Origin of the sequence: Planctomonas sp. JC2975 (genome assembly GCF_012985205.1) — a bacterium.
Classification (GTDB): Bacteria; Actinomycetota; Actinomycetes; order Actinomycetales; family Microbacteriaceae; genus Humibacter.
Genome location: NZ_JABEKS010000001.1, coordinates 1,927,883 through 1,953,335 on the forward strand (window position 1 = coordinate 1,927,883; position 25,453 = coordinate 1,953,335).

The 25,453-nt window shown below is 68.3% G+C and carries 20 protein-coding genes; 13 read left to right on the top strand and 7 right to left on the bottom strand.

Annotated features, from left to right (window positions below):
• Positions 1 to 90: 90 nt before the first annotated feature.
• Positions 91 to 636: a GNAT family N-acetyltransferase gene (locus tag HII28_RS20195; RefSeq protein ID WP_346769239.1), complete on the top strand. Its 546-nt coding sequence runs from the start codon at positions 91 to 93 to the stop codon at positions 634 to 636.
• A 195-nt stretch (positions 637 to 831) separates the two neighbouring features.
• On the opposite strand, the gene HII28_RS08700 is transcribed toward HII28_RS20195, so the two are convergent.
• The gene (locus HII28_RS08700) at positions 832 to 1,422 is read right to left on the bottom strand and encodes an NUDIX hydrolase family protein (RefSeq protein ID WP_170025041.1); all 591 of its coding nucleotides are present in this window, start codon (positions 1,420 to 1,422) and stop codon (positions 832 to 834) included.
• 88 nt (positions 1,423 to 1,510) lie between these two features.
• Positions 1,511 to 2,215: an alpha/beta hydrolase gene (locus HII28_RS08705; protein WP_170025042.1), complete on the bottom strand. Its 705-nt coding sequence runs from the start codon at positions 2,213 to 2,215 to the stop codon at positions 1,511 to 1,513.
• Positions 2,216 to 2,316: 101 nt separating this feature from the next.
• Here HII28_RS08705 and HII28_RS08710 point away from each other — a divergent pair, with 101 nt between their 5' ends.
• Both HII28_RS08710 and HII28_RS08715 read left to right on the top strand, forming a co-directional pair.
• On the top strand, positions 2,317 to 7,146 hold the full coding sequence (locus HII28_RS08710; RefSeq protein ID WP_170025043.1) for a DEAD/DEAH box helicase: 4,830 nt from the start codon (positions 2,317 to 2,319) through the stop codon (positions 7,144 to 7,146).
• A 120-nt stretch (positions 7,147 to 7,266) separates the two neighbouring features.
• On the top strand, positions 7,267 to 8,043 hold the full coding sequence (locus HII28_RS08715) for an Fpg/Nei family DNA glycosylase (RefSeq protein WP_170025044.1): 777 nt from the start codon (positions 7,267 to 7,269) through the stop codon (positions 8,041 to 8,043).
• 74 nt (positions 8,044 to 8,117) lie between these two features.
• Here the strand turns inward: HII28_RS08715 and HII28_RS08720 are convergent, their stop codons facing one another.
• A complete protein-coding gene (locus HII28_RS08720; protein WP_170025045.1) occupies positions 8,118 to 9,365 on the bottom strand; it encodes a trypsin-like peptidase domain-containing protein in 1,248 nt (415 codons plus the stop codon).
• Between the two features lie 372 nt (positions 9,366 to 9,737).
• Here HII28_RS08720 and HII28_RS08725 point away from each other — a divergent pair, with 372 nt between their 5' ends.
• The 3 genes from HII28_RS08725 to HII28_RS08735 all read left to right on the top strand — a co-directional run bounded on the left by HII28_RS08725 (position 9,738) and on the right by HII28_RS08735 (position 13,958).
• Positions 9,738 to 11,453 (top strand): dihydroxy-acid dehydratase, encoded by a 1,716-nt coding sequence (locus HII28_RS08725; protein WP_170025046.1) that lies wholly within the window; start codon positions 9,738 to 9,740, stop codon positions 11,451 to 11,453.
• A 40-nt stretch (positions 11,454 to 11,493) separates the two neighbouring features.
• Positions 11,494 to 12,375, top strand: a complete 882-nt coding sequence (locus tag HII28_RS20705) for a fumarylacetoacetate hydrolase family protein (protein ID WP_346769241.1) — start codon at positions 11,494 to 11,496, stop codon at positions 12,373 to 12,375.
• 110 nt (positions 12,376 to 12,485) lie between these two features.
• Positions 12,486 to 13,958, top strand: coding sequence for an aldehyde dehydrogenase (NADP(+)) (locus HII28_RS08735; protein WP_240977276.1), 1,473 nt, complete (start codon positions 12,486 to 12,488; stop codon positions 13,956 to 13,958).
• Positions 13,959 to 13,984: 26 nt separating this feature from the next.
• Here HII28_RS08735 and HII28_RS08740 read toward each other — a convergent pair whose 3' ends face one another.
• Complete coding sequence (locus HII28_RS08740) at positions 13,985 to 15,664, bottom strand: AMP-binding protein (RefSeq protein ID WP_170025048.1); 1,680 nt, start codon at positions 15,662 to 15,664, stop codon at positions 13,985 to 13,987.
• Complete coding sequence (locus tag HII28_RS08745; RefSeq protein WP_240977277.1) at positions 15,654 to 16,514, bottom strand: SDR family oxidoreductase; 861 nt, start codon at positions 16,512 to 16,514, stop codon at positions 15,654 to 15,656. The genes HII28_RS08740 and HII28_RS08745 overlap by 11 nt, the downstream gene beginning before the upstream one ends.
• 297 nt (positions 16,515 to 16,811) lie before the next feature.
• On the opposite strand from HII28_RS08745, the gene HII28_RS08750 reads away from it, so the two are divergent.
• The 6 genes from HII28_RS08750 (at position 16,812) to HII28_RS08775 (ending at position 21,143) form a co-directional block, all read left to right on the top strand.
• Positions 16,812 to 17,747, top strand: coding sequence for an aminoglycoside phosphotransferase family protein (locus HII28_RS08750; protein WP_170025050.1), 936 nt, complete (start codon positions 16,812 to 16,814; stop codon positions 17,745 to 17,747).
• Between the two features lie 54 nt (positions 17,748 to 17,801).
• Positions 17,802 to 18,539 carry a glutamine amidotransferase gene (locus tag HII28_RS08755; protein WP_170025051.1) on the top strand — a complete coding sequence of 246 codons (738 nt, stop codon included), beginning with the start codon at positions 17,802 to 17,804 and terminating at the stop codon, positions 18,537 to 18,539.
• 110 nt (positions 18,540 to 18,649) lie between these two features.
• Positions 18,650 to 18,994 carry a hypothetical protein gene (locus HII28_RS08760; protein ID WP_170025052.1) on the top strand — a complete coding sequence of 115 codons (345 nt, stop codon included), beginning with the start codon at positions 18,650 to 18,652 and terminating at the stop codon, positions 18,992 to 18,994.
• A gap of 358 nt (positions 18,995 to 19,352) precedes the next feature.
• Positions 19,353 to 19,790, top strand: a complete 438-nt coding sequence (locus HII28_RS08765; RefSeq protein ID WP_170025053.1) for a metalloregulator ArsR/SmtB family transcription factor — start codon at positions 19,353 to 19,355, stop codon at positions 19,788 to 19,790.
• Positions 19,787 to 20,278 carry an SRPBCC domain-containing protein gene (locus HII28_RS08770; RefSeq protein ID WP_170025054.1) on the top strand — a complete coding sequence of 164 codons (492 nt, stop codon included), beginning with the start codon at positions 19,787 to 19,789 and terminating at the stop codon, positions 20,276 to 20,278. The genes HII28_RS08765 and HII28_RS08770 overlap by 4 nt, the downstream gene beginning before the upstream one ends.
• 46 nt (positions 20,279 to 20,324) lie before the next feature.
• Positions 20,325 to 21,143, top strand: a complete 819-nt coding sequence (locus HII28_RS08775) for an alpha/beta hydrolase (protein ID WP_170025055.1) — start codon at positions 20,325 to 20,327, stop codon at positions 21,141 to 21,143.
• 215 nt (positions 21,144 to 21,358) lie between these two features.
• Here the strand turns inward: HII28_RS08775 and HII28_RS08780 are convergent, their stop codons facing one another.
• Positions 21,359 to 22,075: a DUF998 domain-containing protein gene (locus HII28_RS08780; RefSeq protein ID WP_170025056.1), complete on the bottom strand. Its 717-nt coding sequence runs from the start codon at positions 22,073 to 22,075 to the stop codon at positions 21,359 to 21,361.
• Between the two features lie 162 nt (positions 22,076 to 22,237).
• Here HII28_RS08780 and HII28_RS08785 point away from each other — a divergent pair, with 162 nt between their 5' ends.
• Positions 22,238 to 22,837 (top strand): TetR/AcrR family transcriptional regulator, encoded by a 600-nt coding sequence (locus HII28_RS08785; RefSeq protein WP_170025057.1) that lies wholly within the window; start codon positions 22,238 to 22,240, stop codon positions 22,835 to 22,837.
• Positions 22,838 to 23,010: 173 nt separating this feature from the next.
• On the opposite strand, the gene HII28_RS08790 is transcribed toward HII28_RS08785, so the two are convergent.
• Positions 23,011 to 25,335: an arylsulfatase gene (locus tag HII28_RS08790; protein ID WP_170025058.1), complete on the bottom strand. Its 2,325-nt coding sequence runs from the start codon at positions 25,333 to 25,335 to the stop codon at positions 23,011 to 23,013.
• Positions 25,336 to 25,453 lie beyond the last annotated feature (118 nt).

Consider the following 25,453-nt stretch of genomic DNA (forward strand, 5'->3'; position numbering starts at 1 on the left):
CCGGTCGGCGGTGCCGGGCGACCAAAACAGACTAGGCCGAGTCGCCGAATCGTGCGCCGAGGGCGGCGACGAACCGGCGCACGTGGAAAAGTGGCACTCGTGGAGGAGGGCGCGAGAGCGGATGCCGAGCACACTGCCATCAGCGTGCGCGCGGCGACCAGGGCCGACGCGGCGGGCATCGCCAGGGTGCACGTGCGCTCGTGGCGTGAGGCGTACGCACACGTGTTCTCGCCGTTCCTTCTGGAAGGGCTCCGGGTGAGCGTGCGCGCGAGGCGCTGGGAGCGGATCCTGGCCGCGGGCGCCCGGGTCTGGGTGGCAGAGGAGGCGACGCGGATCGCCGGCGCACGCATCGTGGGCTGGGCGGCATCCGGTCCCGCTCGCGATGCGGACGGCCCAGAGCCGACGGAGCTCCAGGGGATCTACGTGCTGCGCGAGCACTACGGATCCGGCACGGGGCAGCGGCTCATCGAAGCCGCGCTTGGCACGGATGCCGCCTACCTCTGGGTGCTCGGCGACAATCCGCGCGCGCAGGCGTTCTACCGACGAAACGGATTCGAGAGCGACGGCACGAGCCGCGTCGAGACGTTCGGCGGGGAGCCGGCGCACGAGATCCGCATGGTCCGCTCGGCACGCTGAAACCCGCCGACCGCTGACGGACACCGAGGTCCTGGCACCCCATCCATCCGCCCCATCCACCCGCCCGATCTCTGTGCCGTTTTCAGGACATCCGGGGAGATGTCGACACTGTGTGGACATCTCGCCGCATGTCCTGAATACGGCTCGAGCCGACCGCCGATGACCTCGGGTCCCGACCGCCACACAGCTACGCAGCTATGGCAGCACTCCGACGGATGCCAGTGCAGCACGTACCAGCGTTCCTCGGCCGCCTTCCAGCTCTGCTGAGACCTGCTGAGCCGATGCCTCGGCCGGCGTCATCCAGGTGAGCTCGAGTGCATCCTGTCGCGGCTCCGTCGTGCCCGTCACCGGGACCACGTACGCGAGCGACACAGCGTGCTGGCGATCGTCGTGGAAGGCGGACACCCCCGGGATCGGGAAGTACTCGGCGACCATGAACGGAACGGGACTCGCCGGCAGCTGCGGGAAGGCCATGGGACCCAGGTCCTTCTCGAGGTGCCTGAACAGGGCGTCCCTGAGCGTCTCGCCGTACATCACGCGGCCGGAGACGACGGTGCGGGTGATCTCGCCGAGCGCGTTCGCACGCAGCAGGAGCCCCACCTCGGTCACTTGACCGAGCCCGTCGACGCGAACGGGAACGGCCTCGACGTAGAGGATCGGCATGCGCTGCCGCACCTGCTCCAGCTCGAGATCGCTGAGCCAGCCCGGCCCGACTCCGGGCAGCGCGCCCTCACCCGACGGTGTGTCGTCGCGATCGGGATCGGGATCCGGTGTGCGCACCTCCATGGCTCGATCTTACGGATGCCCGTGCTCGCCGAAACCGTGCATCCGATCCGTCCGTGCTGAAGCGTCGGGTTCAGGCGCCCAGAGAGTTTCAGTCGCCCAGCGCCTCCACCACGAGCTCGCTCAACTCGCCGGGCTTCGTGAACTGCGGCCAATGCCCGGTCGGCAGATCGACGATGTGCAACGACGACAGGCGTCCGGTGTCGCCCAGCCACGCAGCACCCTGGTCGAGGAATTCCTGCATCTGCTCGGCGGGCATGGTCGAGACGACGATGGTCGCCGGCACGTCGAGCCGTCGCTCGTCGGTGAGATGCAGCGGGTCGATTGCCGCGTGCGACGGGGACGGATGCGTGTGCGCAGCGATCTCCTCACCCAGGGCCGGCGTGATGTCGCGCACATCGGCCTCGTCGAAGGCGTCCCATCCGGGGAAGGGCATGTCCGCGTCGTCGTGCGGAACCTCATCGTTCACGATGGATCCCTCGCCGCCCGGCCAGCTGTCGACGTACACGACCCGGTCCACGCGATCCGGACGCCGGTCGATCGCACCGTACGCGACGAGAGCACCGCCGCTGTGCGCGACAAGCGCGACCTTCTCGTCGCCCGGCACCTCGTCGATGAGGTGCGTCACGTAGTCGATGTGGGAGTCGAGCGTGATGTGCGAGCGGTCTGCCGCATCCGATTCCAGCCCCGGCATGGTCAGCGGATGCGTGTGATGGCCAGCCGCCTCGATGGCGGGGTTGATGGCATCCCACGAGGATGCGTCGAGCCAGAGTCCCGGAATGAGGAAGGTGTGCATGTCGCGACGGTACCCCGGCCCGCCGACAGCGGCGCCCCCTTCCGGCCGGCCGGGCGGAGTTCACCCCGGCGAGTGTCGTACGCATGTGTTGAGATTCAACGATGGGCGACGTGCTCGAGCGCTTCTCCCCCGCCACGCGTGCGTGGTTCGAGGGGGCGTTCGACGCGCCCACGTCGGCACAGCTCGGCGCGTGGGACGCCATCTCCCGCGGCGACCACACGCTGGTCATCGCCCCGACGGGCTCTGGCAAGACACTCGCGTCCTTCCTCTGGGCCATCGACCGGCTGATGCACGCACACTGGAGCGCGGAGCAGAAGCCGTCTCTTGGCCCGGGCGCGACGCCGGAGCCGACCGCAGTCTCGGCGGTCGGTTCGCGAGACGAGTCCACCAACGCAACGGGCACCCGGGTTCTGTACATCTCCCCGCTGAAGGCGCTGGGCGTGGACGTCGAGCGCAACCTGCGATCCCCGCTCGTCGGCATCACTCAGACGGCGAAGCGCCTCGGCGCCGAGCCGCCGCATGTCTCGGTCGGGGTTCGCAGCGGTGACACGCCGGCCTCTGAGCGCCGCACGTTGCTGACGCATCCGCCCGACATCCTGATCACGACCCCCGAATCGCTCTTCCTCATGCTCACCTCGCAGGCCCGCGAGACGCTCGCCGATGTGCAGACAGTCATCGTCGACGAGGTCCATGCAGTGGCTGCGACCAAACGCGGCGCCCACCTCGCGGTGTCGCTCGAGCGTCTCGACGCTTTGCTCCCGAAGCCGGCCCAGCGCGTCGGGCTGTCGGCGACGGTCCGACCGCCGGAGGAAGTGGCGCGATTCCTTGGCGGACGCAATCCGGTCACGATCGTCTCGCCGCCGTCGCAGAAGCGGTTCGACCTCAGGGTGGTCGTGCCCGTCGAGGACATGAGCGCCGTGAGTCCGGCGGCGCACGAAGACGACCAGGCGCCGCAGGGCGGCTCGATCTGGCCGCACGTTGAAGAGGCGATCGTCGACCGGGTGCTGGAGCACAGGTCGTCGATCGTGTTCGCGAACTCACGACGTCTCGCGGAACGCCTCACGGCGCGCATGAACGAGATCTACCAGGAGCGCTTGGAGGATACCGCCGAGAACGTGCCAGGGCTGCCGCTGCGCGCACGCCGGGCGCCGGCCGAGCTGATGGGCGGATCCGGGCAGACCAAAGGGACTCGCCGCGGCAGCCGCTCGGAGGCGGATCCGTCTGCCCATTGGTCCAACGCCGCCATCATCGAGGAGCGCAGGCGCCCGAACGAGTGGACGGCGGGCAACGATGCCGACGACGACTCCGGAATCTTGGCCCGCGCGCACCACGGATCCGTCAGCAAGGAGCAGCGGGCCGTCATCGAAGACGATCTGAAGAGCGGACGCCTGCGCTGCGTGGTCGCCACCAGCAGCCTCGAGCTTGGCATCGACATGGGCGAGGTGGATCTCGTCGTGCAAGTCGAGGCGCCGCCCTCCGTCGCGAGCGGGCTCCAGCGGGTCGGCCGCGCAGGACACCAGGTGGGCGAGGTGTCAAGGGGCGTCATGTTCCCGAAGCACCGCTCCGACCTCGTCAACTCGGCCGTGGCGAGCGAGCGCATGGTCGCCGGGCTCATCGAGGAGCTGAAGGTGCCGGCGAATCCGCTCGACATCCTGGCCCAGCAGACGGTGGCAGCGACTGCCCTCGACCCGCTCGACGTCGACGGGTGGTTCGACATCGTGCGCCGCAGCGCACCGTTCGCCACGCTGCCGCGCAGCGCGTTCGACGCGACCCTCGACCTCATCTCGGGACGGTATCCGAGCGACGAGTTCGCCGAGTTGCGTCCCCGCGTGGTCTGGGATCGCGACCGCGGCATCCTCACCGGGCGCCCCGGCGCGCAGCGTCTCGCGGTGACGAGCGGCGGCACGATCCCCGATCGCGGCCTGTTCGGCGTGTTCATGGTCGGGACGACCGACGAGACCAATCCGGCCAAGGGCGGACGCCGCGTCGGCGAGCTCGACGAGGAGATGGTCTACGAGTCGCGGGTGGGCGATGTCTTCGCACTCGGCGCGACCAGCTGGCGCATCCAGGAGATCACCCACGACCGGGTGCTCGTCTCGCCGGCGTTCGGCGAGCCCGGCCGGCTCCCGTTCTGGAAGGGCGACGGCATCGGCAGACCGGCCGAGCTCGGCGAGGCCGTCGGCGGGTTCGTGCGCGAGATCTCCTCCGCGAAGGAAGCGGATGCTCGTGCCCGCGCCGCCGACGCCGGTCTCGACGAGTTCGCCACCGGCAACCTCCTGGCCTACCTGGACGACCAGAAGAAGGCGACGAGACACCTGCCGACGGATCGCACGCTCGTCGCCGAACGATTCCGTGACGAGCTCGGCGACTGGCGCATCGTCTTGCATTCCCCGTACGGCATGCAAGTGCACGCGCCGTGGGCGCTCGCCGTGCAGGCGCGGATCCAGGAACGCCTGGGACTCGACGGATCCAGCATCGCGAGCGACGACGGCATCGTCGTCCGCATCCCCGACGCAGAGGCGGAGCCTCCGGGCGCCGACCTGTTCGTCTTCGAGGCCGACGAGCTGGAGCAGCTCGTCACGGAGGAGGTCGGCAGCTCAGCCCTCTTCGCCTCGCGATTCCGCGAGTGCGCTGCGAGAGCCCTGCTCTTGCCGAAGTACAACCCGGGCAAGAGGGCCCCGCTGTGGCAGCAGCGGCAGAAGTCGGCGCAGCTGCTGGATGTCGCGCGCAAGCATCCGCAGTTCCCGATCATCCTCGAGACCATGCGCGAATGCCTGCAGGACGTGTACGACCTGCCGTCGCTGAAACGGATCGCGACGCGGATCGCCGCGCGTGACATCCGCATCGTGGAAGTCGCCACCGAGGAGGCGTCGCCGTTCGCCCGGTCCCTGCTCTTCGGATATGTCGCTTCGTTCATGTATGAGGGCGACACCCCGCTCGCCGAGCGGCGAGCCGCCGCGCTGTCCGTCGATGCTTCGCTGCTGTCCGAGCTCCTCGGACGCGCGGAGCTGCGCGAGCTGCTCGATCCGGCGGTCATCGAACGCGTCGAGCGCGAGGTGCAGCGGCTGACTCCTGAGCGCCGGATGTTCGGACTCGAGGGTGCAGCCGACCTGCTCCGCTTGCTCGGCCCGCTCGCAGTGGACGAGGTAGCCCAACGGTGGAGCGAGACGCGGTCGAGCGAGCCAGAACCGTCACCGGTCGAGGCCGCCGGCGCCGCTCTCGACGAACTCGTCGCCACCAAGCGCGCTCTCCGCGTGATCATCGCGGGCGCCGACCGGTACGCGGCCGTCGAGGACGCGGCCCGCCTGCGCGACGCGCTCGGCGTCCCCCTGCCCATCGGCGTTCCGACGGCGTTCGTCGAGCCGGTTGCCGATCCGCTCGGCGACCTGATCGGCCGTCACGCACGCACGCACGGACCGTTCACGGTGGCGGATGCGGCGACCAGATTCGGCCTCGGTTCGGCCGTCGCGCACGACACGCTCCGCCGTCTCGCCCAGGACAGGCGGATCACGGAGGGCGAGTTCCGCCCCAACGCCGCAGGCACGGAGTGGTGCGACTCGGAGGTGCTGCGGCGCATCCGTCGCATGTCCCTCGCGGCGCTGCGGCACGAGGTCGAGCCGGTCGAGCCGAAGGCATTCGCTCGGTTCCTGCCCGACTGGCAACACGTCGGCGGGAGCTTGCGCGGGGTGGACGCCGTGGCATCCGTCGTCGAACAGCTCGCAGGTACGCGTATTCCCGCTTCTGCATGGGAGAGCCTGATTCTGCCGTCCCGAATAGCCGACTACCAGCCGGCGATGCTCGACGAGCTGACCGCGAGCGGCGAAGTGCTGTGGAGCGGCAGCGGATCCCTGCCGGGGAACGACGGCTGGGTGAGCCTGCATCTGGCCGACAGCGCACCGCTGACGATGATCGCGCCGCCGGAACACGCGGCCGACGAGTTGCAACGCGAGGTGCTGTCCGCGCTCGGTGCCGGCGGCGCATTCTTCTTCCGCCAGCTCTCGGATGCCGTCGGCTCGCTCGACGACGACGCCCTCACGACGGCGCTCTGGGACCTCGTCTGGGCCGGACTCATCACGAACGACACGTTCGCGCCGCTGCGCGCCCTCACCGGCGGGCGCGGTGCGCACAAGCCGCAGCGAGCGACACCCAGAGCCAGGATGCGGATGCCGCGTTCCTATGCGCGCCCCACGGTCGTTGACGGGCTGCGCGCAGCATCCGCCCGCTCGGGTCCGCCCACCACGGCCGGCCGCTGGTCGATCCTGCCTCTGCCTCTCTCGAACGCCGAACCGGATGCAACGGTGCGCGCGAAAGCCGCGGCCGAAACCCTGCTCGACCGATACGGTGTCGTCACCCGCGGTTCCGTCATGGCCGAGAACCAGCCGGGCGGCTTCGCACTGGCCTACCGCGTGCTCAGCGGATTCGAGGAGTCCGGCCGGGCACGCCGCGGATACTTCGTCGAGACCCTTGGCGCCGCCCAGTTCGCCACGAGTGCCACCGTCGATCGCCTGCGCACCTTCACCCTGGACTCCACGCTCGAGCCACCGCGAATGGCCGTCGCGTTGGCGGCCACCGACCCGGCGAATCCGTACGGAGCCGCGCTGCCCTGGCCGACGGCATCCGCTGCGGGCTCCGCGGTCTCGGCGACGGGGCACCGTCCGGGACGCAAGGCGGGCGCGATCGTCGTCATGGTCGACGGCGCGCTCGCGCTGTACGTGGAGCGCGGAGGCAAGACGACGCTGCTGTTCGACCACGATCCCGAGACGATGTGGCCTGCGACGCGCGCCCTCGCGGATGCGATCCATCGCGGCCGCATCTCGACGCTGACGATCGAGACCGTCGGCGGCACGTTTGTGCTGGGCACGCCGTTCGGCGAGGCGCTCGTGGCCGCGGGGTTCATGCCGACTCCGCGCGGCTTGAGGCTCCGCTCGTGATGCGCGCCACCTCGGTGCACATGACATCCGCCCGAGAACATGCCGATCGGGCATGTATTCGGCAGGGGAGCGCGACCTGTCATGTTGGCGGACTCGGAACAGCCGACGAGGGTCCTCCAAATGCCTGAAGGGGATACCGTCTACCGCCAGGCACGCATGCTGAACGACGTGCTCGCCGGGCGGGTCCTGACGCACTGCGACCTGCGTGTGCCCGCCTTCGCAACACTCGACCTCACCGGCCAGCAGGTGCACGAGGTGGCCAGCCGCGGCAAGCACATCCTGATGCGGATCGGCATGAGCACCATCCACAGTCACCTGAAGATGGAGGGCGAGTGGCGCGTCTACTCGCCAGGGCAGCCGTGGCGGCGTCCGGCGTTCCAGGCGCGTGCCGTGCTCGCGACCGCGGAATCCCAGGTCGTCGGATTCGAGCTCGGCGTGCTGGAGGTTCTGCCGACCGCGCGCGAAGCGGATGCCGTCGGCCACCTCGGTCCCGACCTCCTCGGCCCCGATTGGGACGAGCGGGAGGCGGTGCGGCGCATCGGCGAGCATCCGGATGTTCCCATCGCCGTCGCTCTCCTCGACCAGCGCAACCTCGCCGGGCTCGGCAACGAGTACGTGGGCGAGCTCTGCTTCGTGCGAGGGATGCTCCCCACCCGGCTCGTTCGCGACGCGGATGTCGCAAGGGCCGTCACGCTCGCGCACCGCATGATCGTGGCCAACAAGGATCGCGCCATCCGCTCCACGACGGGCGAAACGCGCAGAGGCCGAACGTCGTACGTGCACCGTCGCGAAGGGATGCCATGTCGCCGTTGCGGCACGCTCATCCGCCGCCTGCAACTCGGCCGCACCGAACTGGAGCTGCGCGACACCTGGTACTGCCCGGTCTGCCAGACCTGAGACAGGTCGGCCGCGCGTCGCCGAAACGTGACGCGCGGCCGACCTGCACCGCTGGACCGCGAACGCTGCCTGCCCTACGCCGCCGGTCCTGAGGCGAGCTTCACCGAAGCGGTGTGCGACATGCCGGCCGAGTCGGTCCAGGTGACGGAGACGGAGTCGCCAGGGTGGAACTGGGCGAGGGTCGTCGTCAGGTCGCTCGAGGATCCGATCGCCGTGCCGTTCACCGCCGTGATCGTGTCGCCGGCCACGATCCCTGCAGACGCCGCAGGACCGCCGTCGATGACACCACCGATCGCAGCGCCGGCCTGGGAGGTCGTGCTGCCCTGCGATCCGGAGTAGCCCTGTCCACCGAGGTAGCCCTGGCCGCCCTGATCTCCCTGCGAGCCGGAGTAGCCGTAGTCGGAGGAGTCGGATGCGACCTCCACGCCCAGGAACGCCGGCAGCCCGATGGTGATCGTCGAGCTGGCCCGGCCGGACTCGATCTGCTTCGCGATGTCGAGTGCGTTCCCGATCGGGATGGCGTAGCCGTCGGACACCGACGAGCTCGCCGAAGCCGCCGTGTCGATGCCGATGACCTCGCCCTGCGCGTCGAGGAGCGGACCACCCGAATCGCCGGCCTGGATGCCGGCATCCGTCTCGATGAGACCGGTCAGCGATTCGGATGCCACGACCCCCTCGGCCTGCGTCGTGATCGACTTGTCCGTGCCCGTCACTGTGCCGTCCGCCGCGGTGAGCGTACCGGTTCCGCCGGCATTGCCGACCGCCGTCACGTCGTCGCCGACCGACACGGATCCGTTGTCGAGCGTTGCTGTCGCAAGGCCCGATGCGCCGCTCAGCTGCAGCACGGCGACGTCGTCAGTGGCATCCGTTCCCACCACGCTCGCGGTGTAGGTCTTGCCGGTGGAGACGACAGTGACGGAGATGCTCGTCGAGCCGTCCACCACGTGGTTGTTGGTGAGGATCTCACCCGAGCTCGTCAGCACGATGCCTGTGCCCGCGGCTTCGGATCCCTCGTACGAGAGCGTCGTGTCGATGACGACGACACCCTTCGACTGGGCGTTCGTCGCCGATGACGAGCTGCCCGAACCCGAGCTCTGGCCGCCGTCGCCCTGACTGCCGCCGCCGTTGCCGCCCCAGCCGTTGCCGCTGTATCCGGCACGCTCCGCGCCGGACTGGGTCGCCGCCGATTTCGCGAAGGCGGATGCGATGTCGACGACGGTCACCGCAGTGGCCGCCGTGCCCGCCATGGCGAACACTGCGGATGCCGCAACGCCGGCTGTGATCCAGCCGATCGTGCGGCGCTTGATCGTGTCGTTGTTCATGAGTCCTACGTCCATTCCGGGTCGGTGACCACGAGAGTCGATGACCGCGTCGGGTCGATGTCCCGTCTCGATCGATGACCCCAGTGCACCTCGCGGTCTCGCGAAAGCTCTTTGTCTGCTCCATGCAATTCCTATGAACGGTGGATGTCCGCTCTGCAATTCCTAAGGCTTTCCCATGCTTTTATCCAGCCTCAGAAGGTGTGGACCGCGTCGCGGTCCACCTGAATTGCGCGAAGTGCGAACAAATTGGGCAGACTGGAGTGCGATGCCGTCGCGGACTTCCACCCGCATCGGCACCACGTGCTCATGCAGGTGCACGAGCATGGGCATGAGTACCGCCATGAACCACGACTCGAGCAAAGGAGCCCGTGAATGACCCTGCGCAGCCAGGACTGGTACGGCGGCGAGGGCCGCGATCCCTACATCCATCGCGCGTGGATGCGGCGCGGCATTCCCGCGGACGCCTTCGACGGCAAACGTCCGCAGATCGCCATCGCGAACACGGCAGGCGACCTGGTGCCGTGCAACATGCACCTGAACGAGGTCGCGCAGTACGTCAAGAACGGTGTGTACGAGGCGGGTGGCATCCCGCTCGAGATCCCGGTGATGGGCCTCGGAGAGACCCTCGTGAAGCCGACGGCCATGCTCTGGCGCAACCTCGCCGCGATGCAGGTCGAGGAGATGCTGCGCGCGAATCCGGTGGATGCCGTCGTGCTGCTCGGCGGGTGCGACAAGACGATCCCGGCGCTGCTGATGGGGGCAGCATCCGTCGACATCCCCGCCGTCGTCGTTCCTGGCGGCCCCATGCTCAACGGGCATTTCCGCGGTGAGCTCATGGGCTGCGGCACCGGCGTGTGGCAACTCAGCGAGGAGGTGCGCGCCGGCACGCTCAGCGAGGCCGAGTTCGAGAGGTCCGAGACCTCGATGATCCGCTCTAAGGGTCACTGCAACACCATGGGCACCGCATCGACCATGGGCATCATGGCCGAGGCGCTCGGCATGACCATCCCCGGCCTGGCCGGCACTCCCGCCGCGGATGCGCGCCTCCTCGAGGCTTCCCACGCCACGGGTCGTCTCGCGGTCGAGCTCGTGGCGGAGCAGCGCACCATCTCGAAGGTGATCACGAAGGAGTCGTTCCACAACGCGATCGTCGCGCTGGCCGCGATCGGCGGATCGACCAACGCCGTCGTCCACCTGCTCGCGATCGCCGGCCGACTCGGCATCGACCTCACACTCGACGACTTCGACCGCATCGGTGCGAACGTCCCGCTGCTCGTCAACCTGCAGCCTGCCGGCGAGTACCTCATGGAGGACCTGTTCCGCGCTGGCGGCGTGCTCGCCGTGTTCGACCAGGTGAAGGACCTCTTCGATCCCGCCGCGCAGACCGTGATGGGTGCGCCGCTGACCGACTTCCTCGGCGACCATCCGGTGTGGGATCGCGACGTGATCTCGCTGCGCGAGGATCCGCTGCAGGACGACGCCGGCATCGCCGTGCTCCGCGGCAACCTGGCAACGCGCGGTGCCATCATCAAGCCGGCCGCGGCATCCCCCGGGCTCCTCGTGCATCGTGGCAAAGCCGTCGTGTTCGATTCGATCGAGGACTTCCACGCGCGCATCGACGATCCCGATCTCGACGTCGACGTCGACTCCGTCCTCGTGCTGCGCGGATGCGGACCCAAGGGGTATCCGGGCATGCCCGAGGTGGCCAACCTGCCGCTGCCCCCGAAGCTGCTCAAGCAGGGCGTGCGCGACATGGTGCGCGTCTGCGACGGACGGATGTCGGGCACGGCGTACGGGACCGTCGTGCTGCACGTCGCCCCCGAGGCCGCGGCCGGCGGCAACCTCGCCCTCGTGCGCGACGGCGACATCATCTCGCTCGACGTGCCGAACCGTCGCATCGAGGTGGAAGTGAGCGACGAGGAACTCGCCGCACGCAAGCCGCCGTTCCGCGAGACCGGGTCGTTCGCAAGCGCCGACCGAGGCTGGCAGAAGCTCTACATCGACCATGTTCAGGGTGCGGACACCGGGGCCGACCTCGACTTCCTCACCGGATCCAGCGGCGCAACGGTGACCAGGGAGTCCCATTGAGCGCCCACCGAACGAAAGAGGCAGAAAAAGGGATCACATCGTGAACGACACCAAGCACGACGACACGAACCGTGCGCCACTCGGGCTCGCCCGCGTGCGCTTCGACGGCGAGGTGCTCTGGGCCGTCCGGTCCGGAGACGTGTACTCGCCGCTCGGTGCGGCGCTCGCCGAGCTGCTGCGGCTGCCGAGGGACGAAGCGCGGGGTCTCATCGAGAAGGCGCGTGTGGATGCGGCGACCACGGGCATCCGCGTCGATGCCGTGCTCGCACCGGTCGACCCGGAGCACGAGGTGTGGGCGGCAGGCGTCACGTATCTGCGCAGCCGCGACGGACGCATCGAGGAAGCGACGGATGGCTCGCCATACGACCGCGTCTACGTCGCCAAGCGCCCCGAGCTGTTCTTCAAGGCAACGGGCAGACGCGTCGTGGGACCCGGTGAGCCGGTCGGCGTGCGCGCGGACTCCGGATGGGATGTGCCGGAGCCCGAGCTCGGGGTCGTCCTCGACGCCGCAGGCGACGTCTTCGGCTTCGTGCCCGGCAACGACGTCAGCAGCCGCTCTATCGAGGGCGAGAACCTGCTCTACCTGCCGCAGGCCAAGGTCTACACGGCCTCCTGTGCCCTCGGCCCCGAGATCGTTCCCGCCTGGCTCGCTGCGCCGCCGTTCGGCATCGCGCTGACCATCGAGCGCGAGGGCGTCACGGTGTTCGAGGGCACGACATCGACGGAAACGATGGCCCGCACGCTTCCCGATCTCGCGGACTGGCTGTTCCGCGGCCTCGACTTTCCAGACGGCACGGTCGTGCTGACCGGAACGGGCATCGTTCCGGGAGCGGACTTCACGCTCATGCCAGGCGATGTCGTGAGGATCGGCATCGACGGCATCGGAACGCTCGCCAACCCGGTCATCAAGGTCGGTCGCTGAGCCCGGCTGGACAACCAGCAGGGCAGATGCGAGAGAATGGCCAGGAAACGTTTTCTCAGTGGCGCTCAGACACGCCATGGACCCGTGACGAACCCTCAGAAGGAGACCCGATGAGCGACACCACGACCGAGGCACCGGCGAACACCGAACTCGACGCCGTCATGGCGGCGGCCGTCAAGGCGGCGCCGGTTCTTGCGGCGACGACGCCGCGCGAGCGCGCCACCTGGCTGCGCGCGATCGCAGACGCGCTCGACGCGGACGCCGGCACGCTCGTCCCCCTCGCGATGCGCGAAAGCCACCTGCTGGAGCAGCGGCTCACCGGCGAGCTCGTGCGCACCACATTCCAGCTGCGCCTCTTCGCAGAGCAGCTCGAGCGCGGCGCCTACCTCGAGGCGACCATCGACCACGCCGACCCGACATGGGGCATGGGACCGCGTCCGGATCTGCGACGCGTGCTGCGCCCCATCGGTCCCGCCGCCGTCTTCGCCGCGAGCAACTTCCCGTTCGCTTTCTCCGTCGCCGGAGGCGACACCGCTGCTGCTCTCGCTGCCGGATGCCCCGTCGTCGTCAAGGCCCACTCCGCTCACATCGAGCTGTCGCACGCCGTCGCTCGTCACGTCGAGGAGGCGCTGCGCGCGTCAGGGGCACCTGAAGGCGCGTTCGCCCTCGTCGAAGGCCGGCAGACCGGGCGCGACCTGGTGCTGCATCCTGATCTCACCGTCGCGACCTTCACGGGTTCGCTGTACGGCGGGCGCGCTCTGTTCGATCTCGCAGCGTCGCGACCGACGCCGATCCCGTTCTACGGCGAGCTCGGCAGCGTCAACCCCGTGTTCGTCACCGCGGCCGCGGCGAGCGAGCGAGCGGATGCCATCGCCACCGGATTCGCGTCCTCGATGACGCTCGGCGTCGGCCAGTTCTGCACCAAGCCCGGCGTGCTGCTCGTGCCCAACGGCGCCGGACTCGAGCCGCTGGTCGCAGCGGCCGTTCGGGAGACCTCCGGCGGCCCGATGCTCGCTGCGTCGATCAGCGACGGCTTCTTCGCCGGGCTCGGCACCCTGGCCGAGCGCGACGACGTGGAGCTCCTGACAGGCGATCCGAGCCGCGCCGACGTGCCGACCCCCACGGTGTACGTCACGGATGCCGCAGCCCTCCTCGCCCACCCGCACGAGCTTCTCGAGGAGCACTTCGGCCCGGCAGCGCTCCTTGTGCGCTACGACTCCGCTGAGCAGGCGGTCGCGGTCGCCGGCGCGCTCGAGGGCCAGCTGACGGCGACGGTCCAGGGTGCAGACGACGACGCGGATGCCGCTGCGCTCGTCACTGTTCTCGCGGACAAGGCCGGCCGCGTGCTGTTCAATGGATGGCCGACCGGCGTCTCCGTCACCTATGCGCAGCAGCACGGCGGGCCGTACCCCGCGACGACCGCACCGCACTTCACGTCGGTCGGCACGGCATCCATCGGACGCTTCCTTCGCCCCGTCGCCTACCAGGACGTGCCGGACGCCGCCCTGCCGCCTGCGCTCCAGGACGCCAACCCGTGGCACCTGCCGCGCACGGTCGACGGCGCGCTCGTCCCGGCCAACTGAGCTCGTCGGAGCGCACCACTGACTCCCTACGGCGTCACGAACCGCCCGTCGACGGAATCCTGTGGCGCCTGCTCCCTCAACTTGAAGTGCTGCTTCTTGCCTGTGGCCGTGTACGGCAGCTCGGAGACGAACGCGTACCGGCGGGGCCGCTTGTAGTCCGCGAGCGCGAAGCTGGCGCGCAGGTACGCGTCCAGGTCGCGGGCCGCGGCGGCGCTGTCCGAGAGGGCGCCATCCCGTGGCTGCACATAGGCGACCACGAGTTCGCCCCATTGCTGGTCGGGGAGTCCGACGACTATCGAGTCCGCGACGCCCTCGTGTCCGGCGAGAACCTCCTCGACCTGGACCGGATGCACGTTCTCTCCTCCGGAGATGATCATGTCGTCCTTGCGCCCCACGATCGTGACGATCTCGTTCTCGTCCCAGGTGGCGAGGTCGCCCGGATACACCCAGCCGTCGCGGAACTTCTCGAGCTGCTCATCCGGACTCCCGAGGTAGGCATAGCCGCTCTTCACCGAGCGCATGATCACCTCGCCGATCTCCTGGCCGTCCTTGTCAGCGTGCTCGTCCGGCGATGAGATGCGATCGGTCTGCACCTTCACCACGGCGACGTCGTCGTCGAGGCAAGCGCGGCCGGCTGCACCGGCGGCATCCGGGAGGTCGTCAGGACGCAGGTACGTGTTCCAGAACGCCTCGGTGGTGCCGTATCCGTTGGCGATCCGCGGCGTGAGCACGCGCTGGTAGCGCAGAGCCGCGGCACGGTCGAGCGGCGCGCCCATGGTCACGATTCCGTGCAAGGAGGCGAGGTCGCGCGGGCGTGCTTCCTGCGCGTCCGCTAGCCGCTCGAGATTCGTGGGGGCGCCGATCACGTAGGTGAGGCGATAATCCTGGATGCTGTCCAGCACCACCTGCGGGTCGAACCGCGGCAGCGTCACCACCTCGGCACCCACGAAGAAGGCCGTGTTCGGCCCTGCGCAGTAGTTGCCGCCACGATGGAACCAGGGCGACATGTTCATCGTCTTGTCGCTCGGCCCCAACGGGAAGTGCATGATCACGTCGTGCGCGGTGAGCACTTCGTTGAGACTCGTGAGCGGGACCGCCTTCGGCAGCCCGGTGGTCCCCGACGTGTAGAGGCGGGACGTCTCATCCCATGTGCTGGCATCGGCAGGCGCGCGGAAGCCGTGTGCGTCATCGGCCAGCAGGTCCTCGAACGGCACTGCGCCCGGCAGCAGATCGCCCTCTCCGACGGCAGCGAGGATGCGCGGGGCGTGCGCCGCAAGCTCGAGCGCAGCTGCGACGTTGGCGGCATCGGCGGCGTCGTAGACGAACACTGCGGGCCGCGACTGGTCGAGGATGTGGGCGGTCTCGCCGGGAGCCAGCCGGAAGTTCATCGGCGAACTCACTGCACGAAGCCCCTGCGCCGCGATGTAGAGGAACGCGAACTCGGGCACGTTCATGAGCTGGTAGCCCACGATGTCGCCGACTCCGACCTGGCGGGAGTGGAGCCCCTCGACCAGCCTGCCCGCGACGGTGCCGAGCTCTCGGTAAGTCCACGACCGTCCGGACGGTGGATCGGTGAGTGCGGGTCGCGACGCATAACGATGCGTGTTCCGTTCGAACGCGGCCGCCCAGGTGAAATGATTCTCGAACACGCGCCGCAGTTCACTCGGGTCGTAGTCGGTGTTGCCGCGGCGAACCTCATCGGTCATCGTTGCCTCTCCTCTGTGTGTTGCTCGACTCTGTCTGTTGGCCGACGTTGTCCGGTCGCCCGCGCTGCGCGGCGCGCACCTCTGACCAGTACGGCGGCGCGACGATCGTGAGGCCGCCATCCACCACCAGGGTCTGACCCGTGATGTATCCGGCCTCCGGCGACAGCAGGAAGCGCACGGCGTGCGCCAGGTCGTCCGGTGTGCCTATACGACCGAGCGGAACACGTGCCGCCATGGTCTCGGGATCCGGCAGTGAGTCATCGGCGTAGTAGTGCCGGAACGAGTCGGTGTCGAAGAGGCCGCCATTGACGGCGTTCACCGTGATTCCGCGTTCCCCGAACTCGGCTGCCATGTGCCGCACCCACGATTCCAGCGCCGCCTTGTCCGCACCGATGGCGCCATACGCCGGGAACGCCCGGCTCGCACCGTAGCTGGTGACGGCGACGACGCGGCCGCCACGTGGCATCCGCGACACTGCGTGCTGCGCGAGCAGCACGAACGACCGCACGTTCGTCTCCCACGAGCGTTCCAGGTTGGACGTCGAAAGCCGCTCGATCGGTTTGAATGCGGATGCGGCGGCGTTGGCCACCAGGCAGTCGAAAGTCGCACCCTCTGCGAAGAGCGCTTCGATGTCGGCGGCCGACTCCAGCTCGAGCCGCACCGCCCTCGCGCTTCCCCCCGCCGCTCTGATGCCCGCCACAACGTCATCCGCCGCCTCCTGCGAGCGCCGGAAGGTCAGGGTGACGTCGACGCCGTCTGCGGCGAGCAAGGCCGCCAGGCAGGCACCGACACCTCGAGATCCTCCGGTGATCAGCGCCGACCGCGCTGCCGGCTGACTGTCGGAAGTCAAGGCTTCACCTGGCATGCATCTCTCCCAACGAGACGAAGCCGTCGAGCGGTCCACGCTCGGCGTCGGGTGGTCGCCAGCTTAGAACTCGGGCCATGATCGCGTGAATGTCGAACACGAAAGCGGCCGTCTCTGTCGCCGGTCGAGCTTCAGGACCACGGCCGCTTGTTCAGCGCGTCGCGAAGCGACGTGACGACCGTGCGTCTGCGAGCTGTCGATGAGCCGGGAACTGGTTTCGACAAGCTCAGCAAGCGGTGCCGACGACCGGCCGGAGTGCGAGGCGGCTAGCCTGGGACGGCCATGCAGACCCCCGCAGCTGACATCCATGTCGACGAAAGCCTCGTGCACGCGCTGCTTTCCGAGCAGCACCCCGACCTGACTGGCGACCTGCGCCTGGTCGCCAACGGCTGGGACAACGTCATCTTCCGACTCGGCGACGAGCTCGCCGTGCGGATGCCCCGCCGCGACGTCGCCGCCCACCTCATCGCACACGAGCAGCGGTGGCTGCCGTTCCTCGCGGGCGCACTCCCCGTGCCGGTTCCGGTACCCGTGCGGGTCGGCGCACCCAGCGAGCGGTTCCGCTGGCCGTGGAGCGTCGTTCGCTGGGTGGAGGGGATTGACGCAGCGGATGCCACGGCATCCGAACGCACGCCCCTCGCTGTCCCCCTCGCGCGCTTCGTCTCGGCGCTTCACACTCCTGCGCCTCATACGCCGAATGGCATGCTGCATCCGGATGTGCCGCTCAATCCGGTGCGTGGCGTTCCGCTCGCCTCGCGCGACCGCGCGGTGCGCGAACGCCTGTGGGAACTGCAGCGCCTCTGGGACATCACCGCCCTTGGCGAGCTGTGGGAGGAATCCCTGAGCGCACCGCGTTGGCACGGAGTGCCGATCTGGCTGCATGGCGACCTGCATCCCGGAAACCTGCTGCTCGACGATCGAGGAGACCTCGCCGCCGTCATCGACTTCGGCGATCTGACGGCGGGCGATCCGGCCACCGATCTCGCGACCGCATGGCTCACGTTCGGCCCTGAAGCGCGACGGGTGTTCCGCGCGGTGGTGACCGACGCATCCGAGCCGGAGTCCGGAGCCGCGGATGCCGCCACCTGGCTCCGTGCCCGCGGCTGGGCGCTCTGCATGGGCACCGCGCTCGCCACCGCGTCGGACGACAACCCGCGCATGCACGCGCTCGGCACCCACGTGCTGTCGCAACTTCTGCGTGAGGCGTACGGACGCTAGCCGCCCCAGGAGCGGCCATACCGCGTCGCACCCATCCGTGCCACGCTGGATGCCGTGCGCCCCTTCGTCCTGATCGCCACGCGCTTCGACGACCCGATCGCCGACGCGGAGTATCGGGCGTTCCGCACGTTCGGCGGGCTCGCGGCTGAGGAGCTGGTGCGCATCCGCCTCGAGCGCGATCCGATGCCCGAGCTGGACCTCGACGACTACTCCGGCGTGTTCGTCGGCGGCAGTCCCTTCAACGCCAGCGACCTGCAGAGCTCGAAGAGCGAGACTCAGGTGCGCGTCGAGTTCGAGATGTCGCAGCTGCTCGATCGGATCGTTGCCGCCGACTTCCCGTTCTTCGGCGCCTGCTACGGGGTCGGCACGCTCGGCGTGCACGAGGGCGCAGTGATCGACCGCACGTTCGGCGAGGAGGTCGACGCCGTCGAGGTGACACTCACGGAGGCCGGCATGCGCGATCCGCTGTTCGCCGGAATCCCGTCGCCGTTCCACGCCTGGGTCGGACACAAGGAGGCGGTCGCCGAGTTGCCTGCCGATGCCACGCTGCTCGCAACGGGGACCAGGTGTCCGATCCAGGCGTTCCGCATCAAAAACAACCTCTACGCCACTCAGTTCCATCCGGAGCTCACCGCCGACGACATCGTGGAGCGCGTGCGGGCGTACCGCTTCGAGGGCTACTTCGCGCCGGAGGAGCTGGATGCCACGGTGCACGCCATCCGCTCGGCCTCCCCTGTCACGGTCCCCGGTCGCCTGCTCAGCGCCTTCACCCGCCGCTATGCGCGCCCCTGACAGCCCGTCGACCTTCGGCACCGCCACGAGCCCAGCCGGCGGAGGTAGTCAGACGTGCATCACAAGCACGGCATAGGTCGCACCGAACACCCCCGCGCAGGATGTGCGGCATGCCCGACTACGCAGCAGCGATCGAATTCAGCGCCACGGACTTTCCGGGGCCCGAATTCAGGATGCTCCGCCGTCAGCTCGTCCCCCTGCTCCAGGCTTCGGAGGGCGTGACGGGCGTGCGCACCGATCGTGCCTCGCACGTCATCGGCGCGGTGGTCGTGGTGGCAGCACCGAGCTCGTCGACGGCCGTCGCCAGGGCTGGGGCTCTGGCTCGCGGGCTGCTGCCGCGCCTGCGGAAGGTGCGCACCGCGCGGATCCGTCTGCGCGTCGAGTTGAAACGCGATGAGCGGGCGCGAGGCGTTCGGGAAGGCGACTCGCGCCCGCTCATCGAAGCGAACACCTGATCGGGCCGCATTTCGTCATCCACCGCCCCGCCGAATTGTCAATACCCCCACGAACGGGGTACACGAAATGCGGTAGGTTGGAGTTGCTCCTGGACGTGGCATCCAGCACTCTCGACAACAGGTTCTGCCTGCAGGAGAGGCGAAACGGTGCGTTCCCGGGAGCGCCATAGGGAATCCTGGCGGCCGAGTGTTCGGGTCACTTCGCCTCCAGGATTCCCGCTTGTCCCACCGTGACCGTTCACGGCTGTGGCCCCAGGGCCGTTGCGGTGGCGTGAAGACTATGCGCCCCGGCATGGTCGCGCCCTAACGGTGCACATCATCCCTTGATTTCGCGCGATCTTCGTCGTATTTTCCTCATATGGAAATTTCCGCGACAGGAAAGAACGTCACAGAGGTCGACTCCGGCATCGGGGCCGTCTTCTCCGCGCTCGCGGATCCCACACGCCGTCGGATCGTCGACGCCCTGCAGAGCGACGAGACGACCGTCGGGGAGCTCGCCTCCCGTCTGGGAGTTGCGACTCCCGCGATGTCGAAACACCTGACCGTGCTCGAGAACGCCGGCCTCATCTCGCGTCGCCGCGATGCTCAGCGACGCTTGTGCCGGCTGGAGCCATCCGGATTCCAAGACCTCCACGAATGGGCTCGCCGCTACGAGAGCATCTGGGCAGGCAGCCTCGACAATCTGAACGACTACCTCGCGGGTCTGGGCAGCGCGGATCCGGCGGCGGCTGGACCGGCGCCACGACCCGGCCGCGCGACGCGCAGAGCAGCGAGCGCCGAGGAGGAACACGCATGAACGCGAACGCGACGACCGAGCAGCGGGATGCCGCTGGCATCCGGCTCTCTCGCGTGCTTCCGGCGAACGCGCCGACCGTCTTCCGGGCGCTGTCGGAGCCCGAGCACCTCATGCGCTGGTGGGGACCGCCGAACTGCCGTGTGGTGGAGTGCACCGTCGACTTCACGGTCGGCGGCATCTGGCACTACCGTCTCGCGTCGAGCGACGGCGCGCAGCACTGGAGCCGCGCTGTGTACCGCGAGATCGTTCCGGACTCCCGCATCGTCTACGCGGAGACCGGATCGGATGCCGCAGGCAGCGTCGTGCACGACCGTCCCGCCGCCGTCGGGACACTGACGCTCACGCCCGACCCCGACGGTACCCGTCTGGACGTTCGGCTCGTCTTCGTCTCTCCGTTGGAGCGCGACAATGCCGTCGCGAACGGTGTCGAAGCGGGCTTCACGGCAGCACTGGACCAGCTGACGGAGCTCCTGTCCAGCGCGGCATGACGCGAACCGCTTGACGAGTCGACTCCCCCGACGAAAGGAACGAAGGATGTCCGAGACCTCACTCACCGCTGTGCGCTCCGCCGACGGAACGGCCATCGCCTACGAAGCGCACGGCGACGGACCCGGCGTGATCCTGATCGACGGGGCGATGTGCTTCAGGGATTCGGGGCCGATGCGTCCGCTCTGCACGCAGCTGAACGACGACTTCACGGTGCTCATGTATGACCGGCGCGGTCGGGGCGAGAGTGGCGACACGGCTCCGTACGACGTCGACCGCGAACTCGACGACCTCGACTCGCTGCTCGACGTTCTGCTGGAGTCCACCGGCACGGCGTGCGCCGCCCCGGCCCTGCTCGGCATGTCGTCGGGGGCCGCATTGACGCTCCGCGCCGCCGCTCGCCTCGGCGACCGCATCCGCGGTGTGGTCGTCTACGAGCCGCCGTTCATGCCCGAACCGCTCACCGATGGGGCGCGCGCTTACACCGAGGCACTCCGCGAGGCCCTCGCCGCAGGCGACCGCGACCGAGCCGTCACCCTGTTCCTCGCACGCGTCGGGATGCCCGAGCAGGCCATCGCGGGCATGCAGCAGTCGCCTGCGTGGCAAGGCATGACCGGCATCGCGCAGACCCTCGCGTATGACGACGCCGTGATGGGCGACAGCCGGATCCCGACAGACCTCGTCGCGGACATCACGGCTCCCGTGCTGGCGCTGGCGGGAGGAGCGAGCCCGGACATGTTGCTGTACGGGGCTCGGGGAGTGGCGGACGCCGCACGCAACGGCGCGTTCGCAGTGCTCCCCGGCCAGGCTCACGATGTGCACGCAGCAGCATTGGCGGGCGCCATCCGCGAATTCCTGCGCCCCTGACGCCCGCCGGCACTCCCAGAGAGTGCCCTTTCCCCCGCCCGAGGGTGCCCGTTCCTCCGCCTGAGGGTGCGGGTTCCTCCGCCTGAGGGTGCGCGTTCTTCCGCCCGAAGGTGCGGGTTCCTCTGCCCGAGGGTGCCCGTTCTTCCGCCCGAGGGTGCGCCCCGAACCCCAAGATCGCACTTGGGTCCGGGGCGCTTCGTCCGCACACCCGCGGTTCAGCGCACCGGCACCTCGATGCGTCCCTCGACCGCGGCTTCGCGGTAGAAGATCACGGACACGATGGACAGCCACGCCCACGACACGACGACCGCCAGCGTGAACACGAGGTTCGCGGTGACCGATCCGGAACCGGCTGCAATGCACACGGAGCCGACGAGCAGGAACGCGCCGACCGCGGCGCTGAGCACGGCAAGCCGTCGCGAGCGCGCAGCAAGCCTGCGGGCGACGAGGAACGACCACACCGCGAAGGCGATGAAACCGAGACCGCCGCACAGCAGATGCATGGCCCCGTGCCACGTGAAGGCGGCGTCGGCGGCATCCGGTTGGAGCGCTCCGGCACCCATCAGCAGAACGCCGTACACGACCAGGTACACCCATGCCGTGCGCGCGGGACCGGCCGTGATGTGACGGTGCAGTCCGATCGCCGCCCCGATCAGCATCAGGCCGGTGAGCACGAACACGGTGACGTGCACCCATCCGGCCGGACCGAGCGAGAGGAGGCTCCAGCTGTCCCTCGCGAAGTCGAAACCCGGCGTCAGAAGCCCCTGGATCACGGACACGAGTACGTAGAACGGGCCGACGATCACGCCGTATCCGAGCAGGGACTTGGTGATTCGCGCCTCCGGCGTGCAGTCGATCCGCGTCGCGCCGGCGATCGACTCTGCAGACGTATCGTTCTGCGACGAAGCCATCTCGATCACTTCCTGATTCACGTCAATCCAAACTGAGCGGTTCAGTTTTGATTGATGCTAGGCTGGCTTCGACGGATGGTCAAGAGTCAGTGCGGTTTCGCATAGGTGAGCGGTCGGGCAAGCACACGTCCACGATCGGAGCAGGCGAACATCCGCGGGAGATCAAGGCGGAAGGGCAGGCGGATGCGAGCACGCAAGTCGGCAGAGATCCTGGCGGCGGCCCGCGAGCTGTTCCTGCGGGACGGCTTCGCCGCAACGTCCATCGATGCGATCGCCGGCGCGGCCGGCGTCTCCAAGGCCACGGTCTACAGCAACTTCACCGACAAGGACGCGCTGCTGATCGCACTCCTCGAGGCGATCACTGAGGAGTTGTCAGCGGTGTTCGCCCGAACCGCGAAAGGACTCGAGGGCGACGGAACGCCGCGCGAGCGTTTCATCGGCCTCGGCACCTCGATCGTGAACGGCGTGCTGCGCCCCGAAGTGCTCAGCCTGCGTCGGCTGGCGGTTGCACAGGCATCCGCCTTCCCCCGCCAGGTCGCCGAGTTCTGGCGAAACGGCCCGGCTTCCACCGTCGAGCTCATCGCTGCACATCTCGAGCGGATGGCGAAGGCCGGCGAGCTCGACGTCGCCGAGCCGCACGAGGCATCTGCGCAGCTCACGTACTCGCTGACCGGGCCGTTCCAGGACAGAGCCCTGCTCGCCGGCGAGCTGCCATCGCAGAGGGAGATCGCCGCTCATGTCAGTGCGACGGTCGACGCCTTCCTGCGCGCGTACGCCGCCTGATCGCTGAGGCGCTCGTCCGGCACATTTGTGCATTTCGGCTTGTATGAACGCGCACCCTCGGGAGGCGAAACGCGCACCCTCGGGAGGAGAAACGGGCACGTTCGGGAGGCGGAACGCCCGACTGACATGCGGATGCCCGGGTCTCGCGAGACTCGGGCATCCGTGCGTCAGGGCTATTCGCGGGCGAGTGCCGCGAGCGCCTCGAGCTCGAGGTCGAGGTACTGCTCGCCGCTGACGTCCACACCCACGCCGAGCAGTTTGCCGCCTGTGAAGGGACAGCCGTCGGAGTACTGGCTGCTGACAGCGTCGCCGCTGTCGTAGCCGATGCACAAACCATCTCCTGCGAGGGTGAACTTGCCGATCTGGGCGCGCATCGGACCCTCCGCGACGACGGTGTCGTCGACATAGAGCTTGCACGTACCGACAGACTCGCCGTGCTGGCCCGCGCTCTCCCTGATGAACTCGACGCCGAGTGCGTGCGCTCCGGGGGTCAGCGCCTCGGACGTGTATGTCTGCTCCGGCGGGATGCCGAGGAAGTTGTACACGTAGTTGAGTTTGCCGTCCCTGATGAACAGCGAGTGGCCACCGAAGCGCGATCCGTGTGCGAACAGCACCCCCTGAGCGTTCTCCTCGAGAATGACGTCCGCGATGATCTTGAACGACCGACCACGAACGTTGACCGCGATGCTTTCGGACACCGCCGTCGTGTCGGGAAAGTAGACGTACCGTGTTCGCGGCGGCTCATCCTGCGGGCGTTCGATCGTCAACTGGTCGCGCGCCGACCGATCGTCGAGCGGCAGAACGTGGTTCTTCTCCGCCTCTTCGAACCAGGCATCGATGAGCTCCTTGAGCTTCTCGGGATGCTCCGCCGCAAGATCCTTGGACTCGGAGCGGTCGACATCGACGTGGTACAGCTCCCACCGGTCTTCGTCGAAGCGACCGTGGCCGGTGAGCGGGGCGTGGATGGCGGCCGCCTTCCAGCCGTCCTTCCAGATGCCGCGAGTTCCGAGCATGGCGAAGTACTGGACCTTCTTCTGCGTCGGGCCGTCGGGCTCCGCATCGAAGGAGTACCGCATGGAGATGCCGTCGAGCGGGCGCTGCTCGACACCGCGGAACACCGTCGGCATCTCGATGCCGACGACGTCGAGCACGGTTGCGACGATGTCGGTCGAGTGATGGTACTGATGCCGGACCTCGCCCCTGGCCTTGATGCCTGCCGGCCAGTGGATGATCATCGGATCGCACGTGCCACCGGAGAATTGCGAGTAGCGCTTGAACATCTGGAACGGCGTCGAGAACGAAGCCGCCCATCCCGTCGGGTAGTGGTTGTACGTCTCGGGTCCGCCCAGTACGCCGATCTTGTCGAGGTTCTCCTTGAGGTCGTCGGGGAACCCGTTGAAGAACTTGTTCTCGTTGACCGATCCGTCCGGCGATCCCTCACCGGACGCCCCGTTGTCTGCGCAATAGAAGATCAGCGTGTTGTCGAGTTGGCCGGTCTCCTCCAGATAGTCGATGATGCGGCCCACCTGCGAATCCGTGTATTCGCTGAATCCCGCGAACACCTCGGCCATTCGGCTGAAGAGCCGCTTCTCGTCGTCGGAGAGCGAATCCCACGGCTTGACGTAGTCGGCCGGGTTGGCTTCGTCCTCCGGCATCGGGTTGAAGGGCGTGAGCGCAGTGCCTTCAGGCAGGATGCCTCTCTCGATCATGCGGGCGAGCACCCACGTGCGGTAGGCGTCGTAGCCGTCATCGAACACACCCTTGTACTTGTCGATGTACTCCTTGGGCGCATGGTGCGGCGCGTGGTTCGCCCCCGGGCAGAACCAGGTGTACCAAGGTTTCGACGGGTTCGAAGCGTTCTGGTCGCGCAGCAGTCTGATCGTCTGGTCTGCGAGGTCCCTCGAGAGGTGGTAGCCGTCTTCCGGTGAGTATGGCGGCTCGATGAAATGGTTGTCCTCCACAAGGTCGGGGTACCAGTTGTTCGTCTCCCCACCGAGGAACCCGTAGAAGCGATCGAAGCCCTGCGAGAGCGGCCACTGCTCCTTGCTGCCGCCGGTCGAGACATCCTGCTCCGGGACGTTGTGGTCCTTGCCGATCCAGAACGTCGAATAGCCGTTCTTCTGGAGGATCTGTCCGATCGTCGCGCACTCCTCCGGGATCTGCCCCGAAAAGCCCGGGAAGCCGTTGGTGCCTTCCATGATGTTGCCCATGCCGTTGGCGTGATGGTTGCGGCCGGTGAGGAATGTGGAGCGGGTCGGTGAGCACAATGCAGTCGTGTGCCACTGCGTGTAGGTCAGCCCGTTCTTCGCGAGCCGATCGAGCGTCGGCATATTGATGCGACCGCCATACGGCGACCAGGACGCCATACCGGTGTCGTCATACAGAACGACCAGCACGTTCGGCGCGCCGTCTCTGGCCCGCGACTGCTCGTACGGCGTCCAGTCCGCGACCGAATCTCGAACATCGAGCTTGATCGTGCCATTGAACTTCTTCGACATCGTTCCTCCCCTGGACATCGTGAGTCGTGGTCACGGTAAGCCGACCGCCGTCTCACGAACAGAGAGTGCCCCCTCTTATCGCCCCACGGGGGTGAACGGAGACGAGTGCGGGCATCCG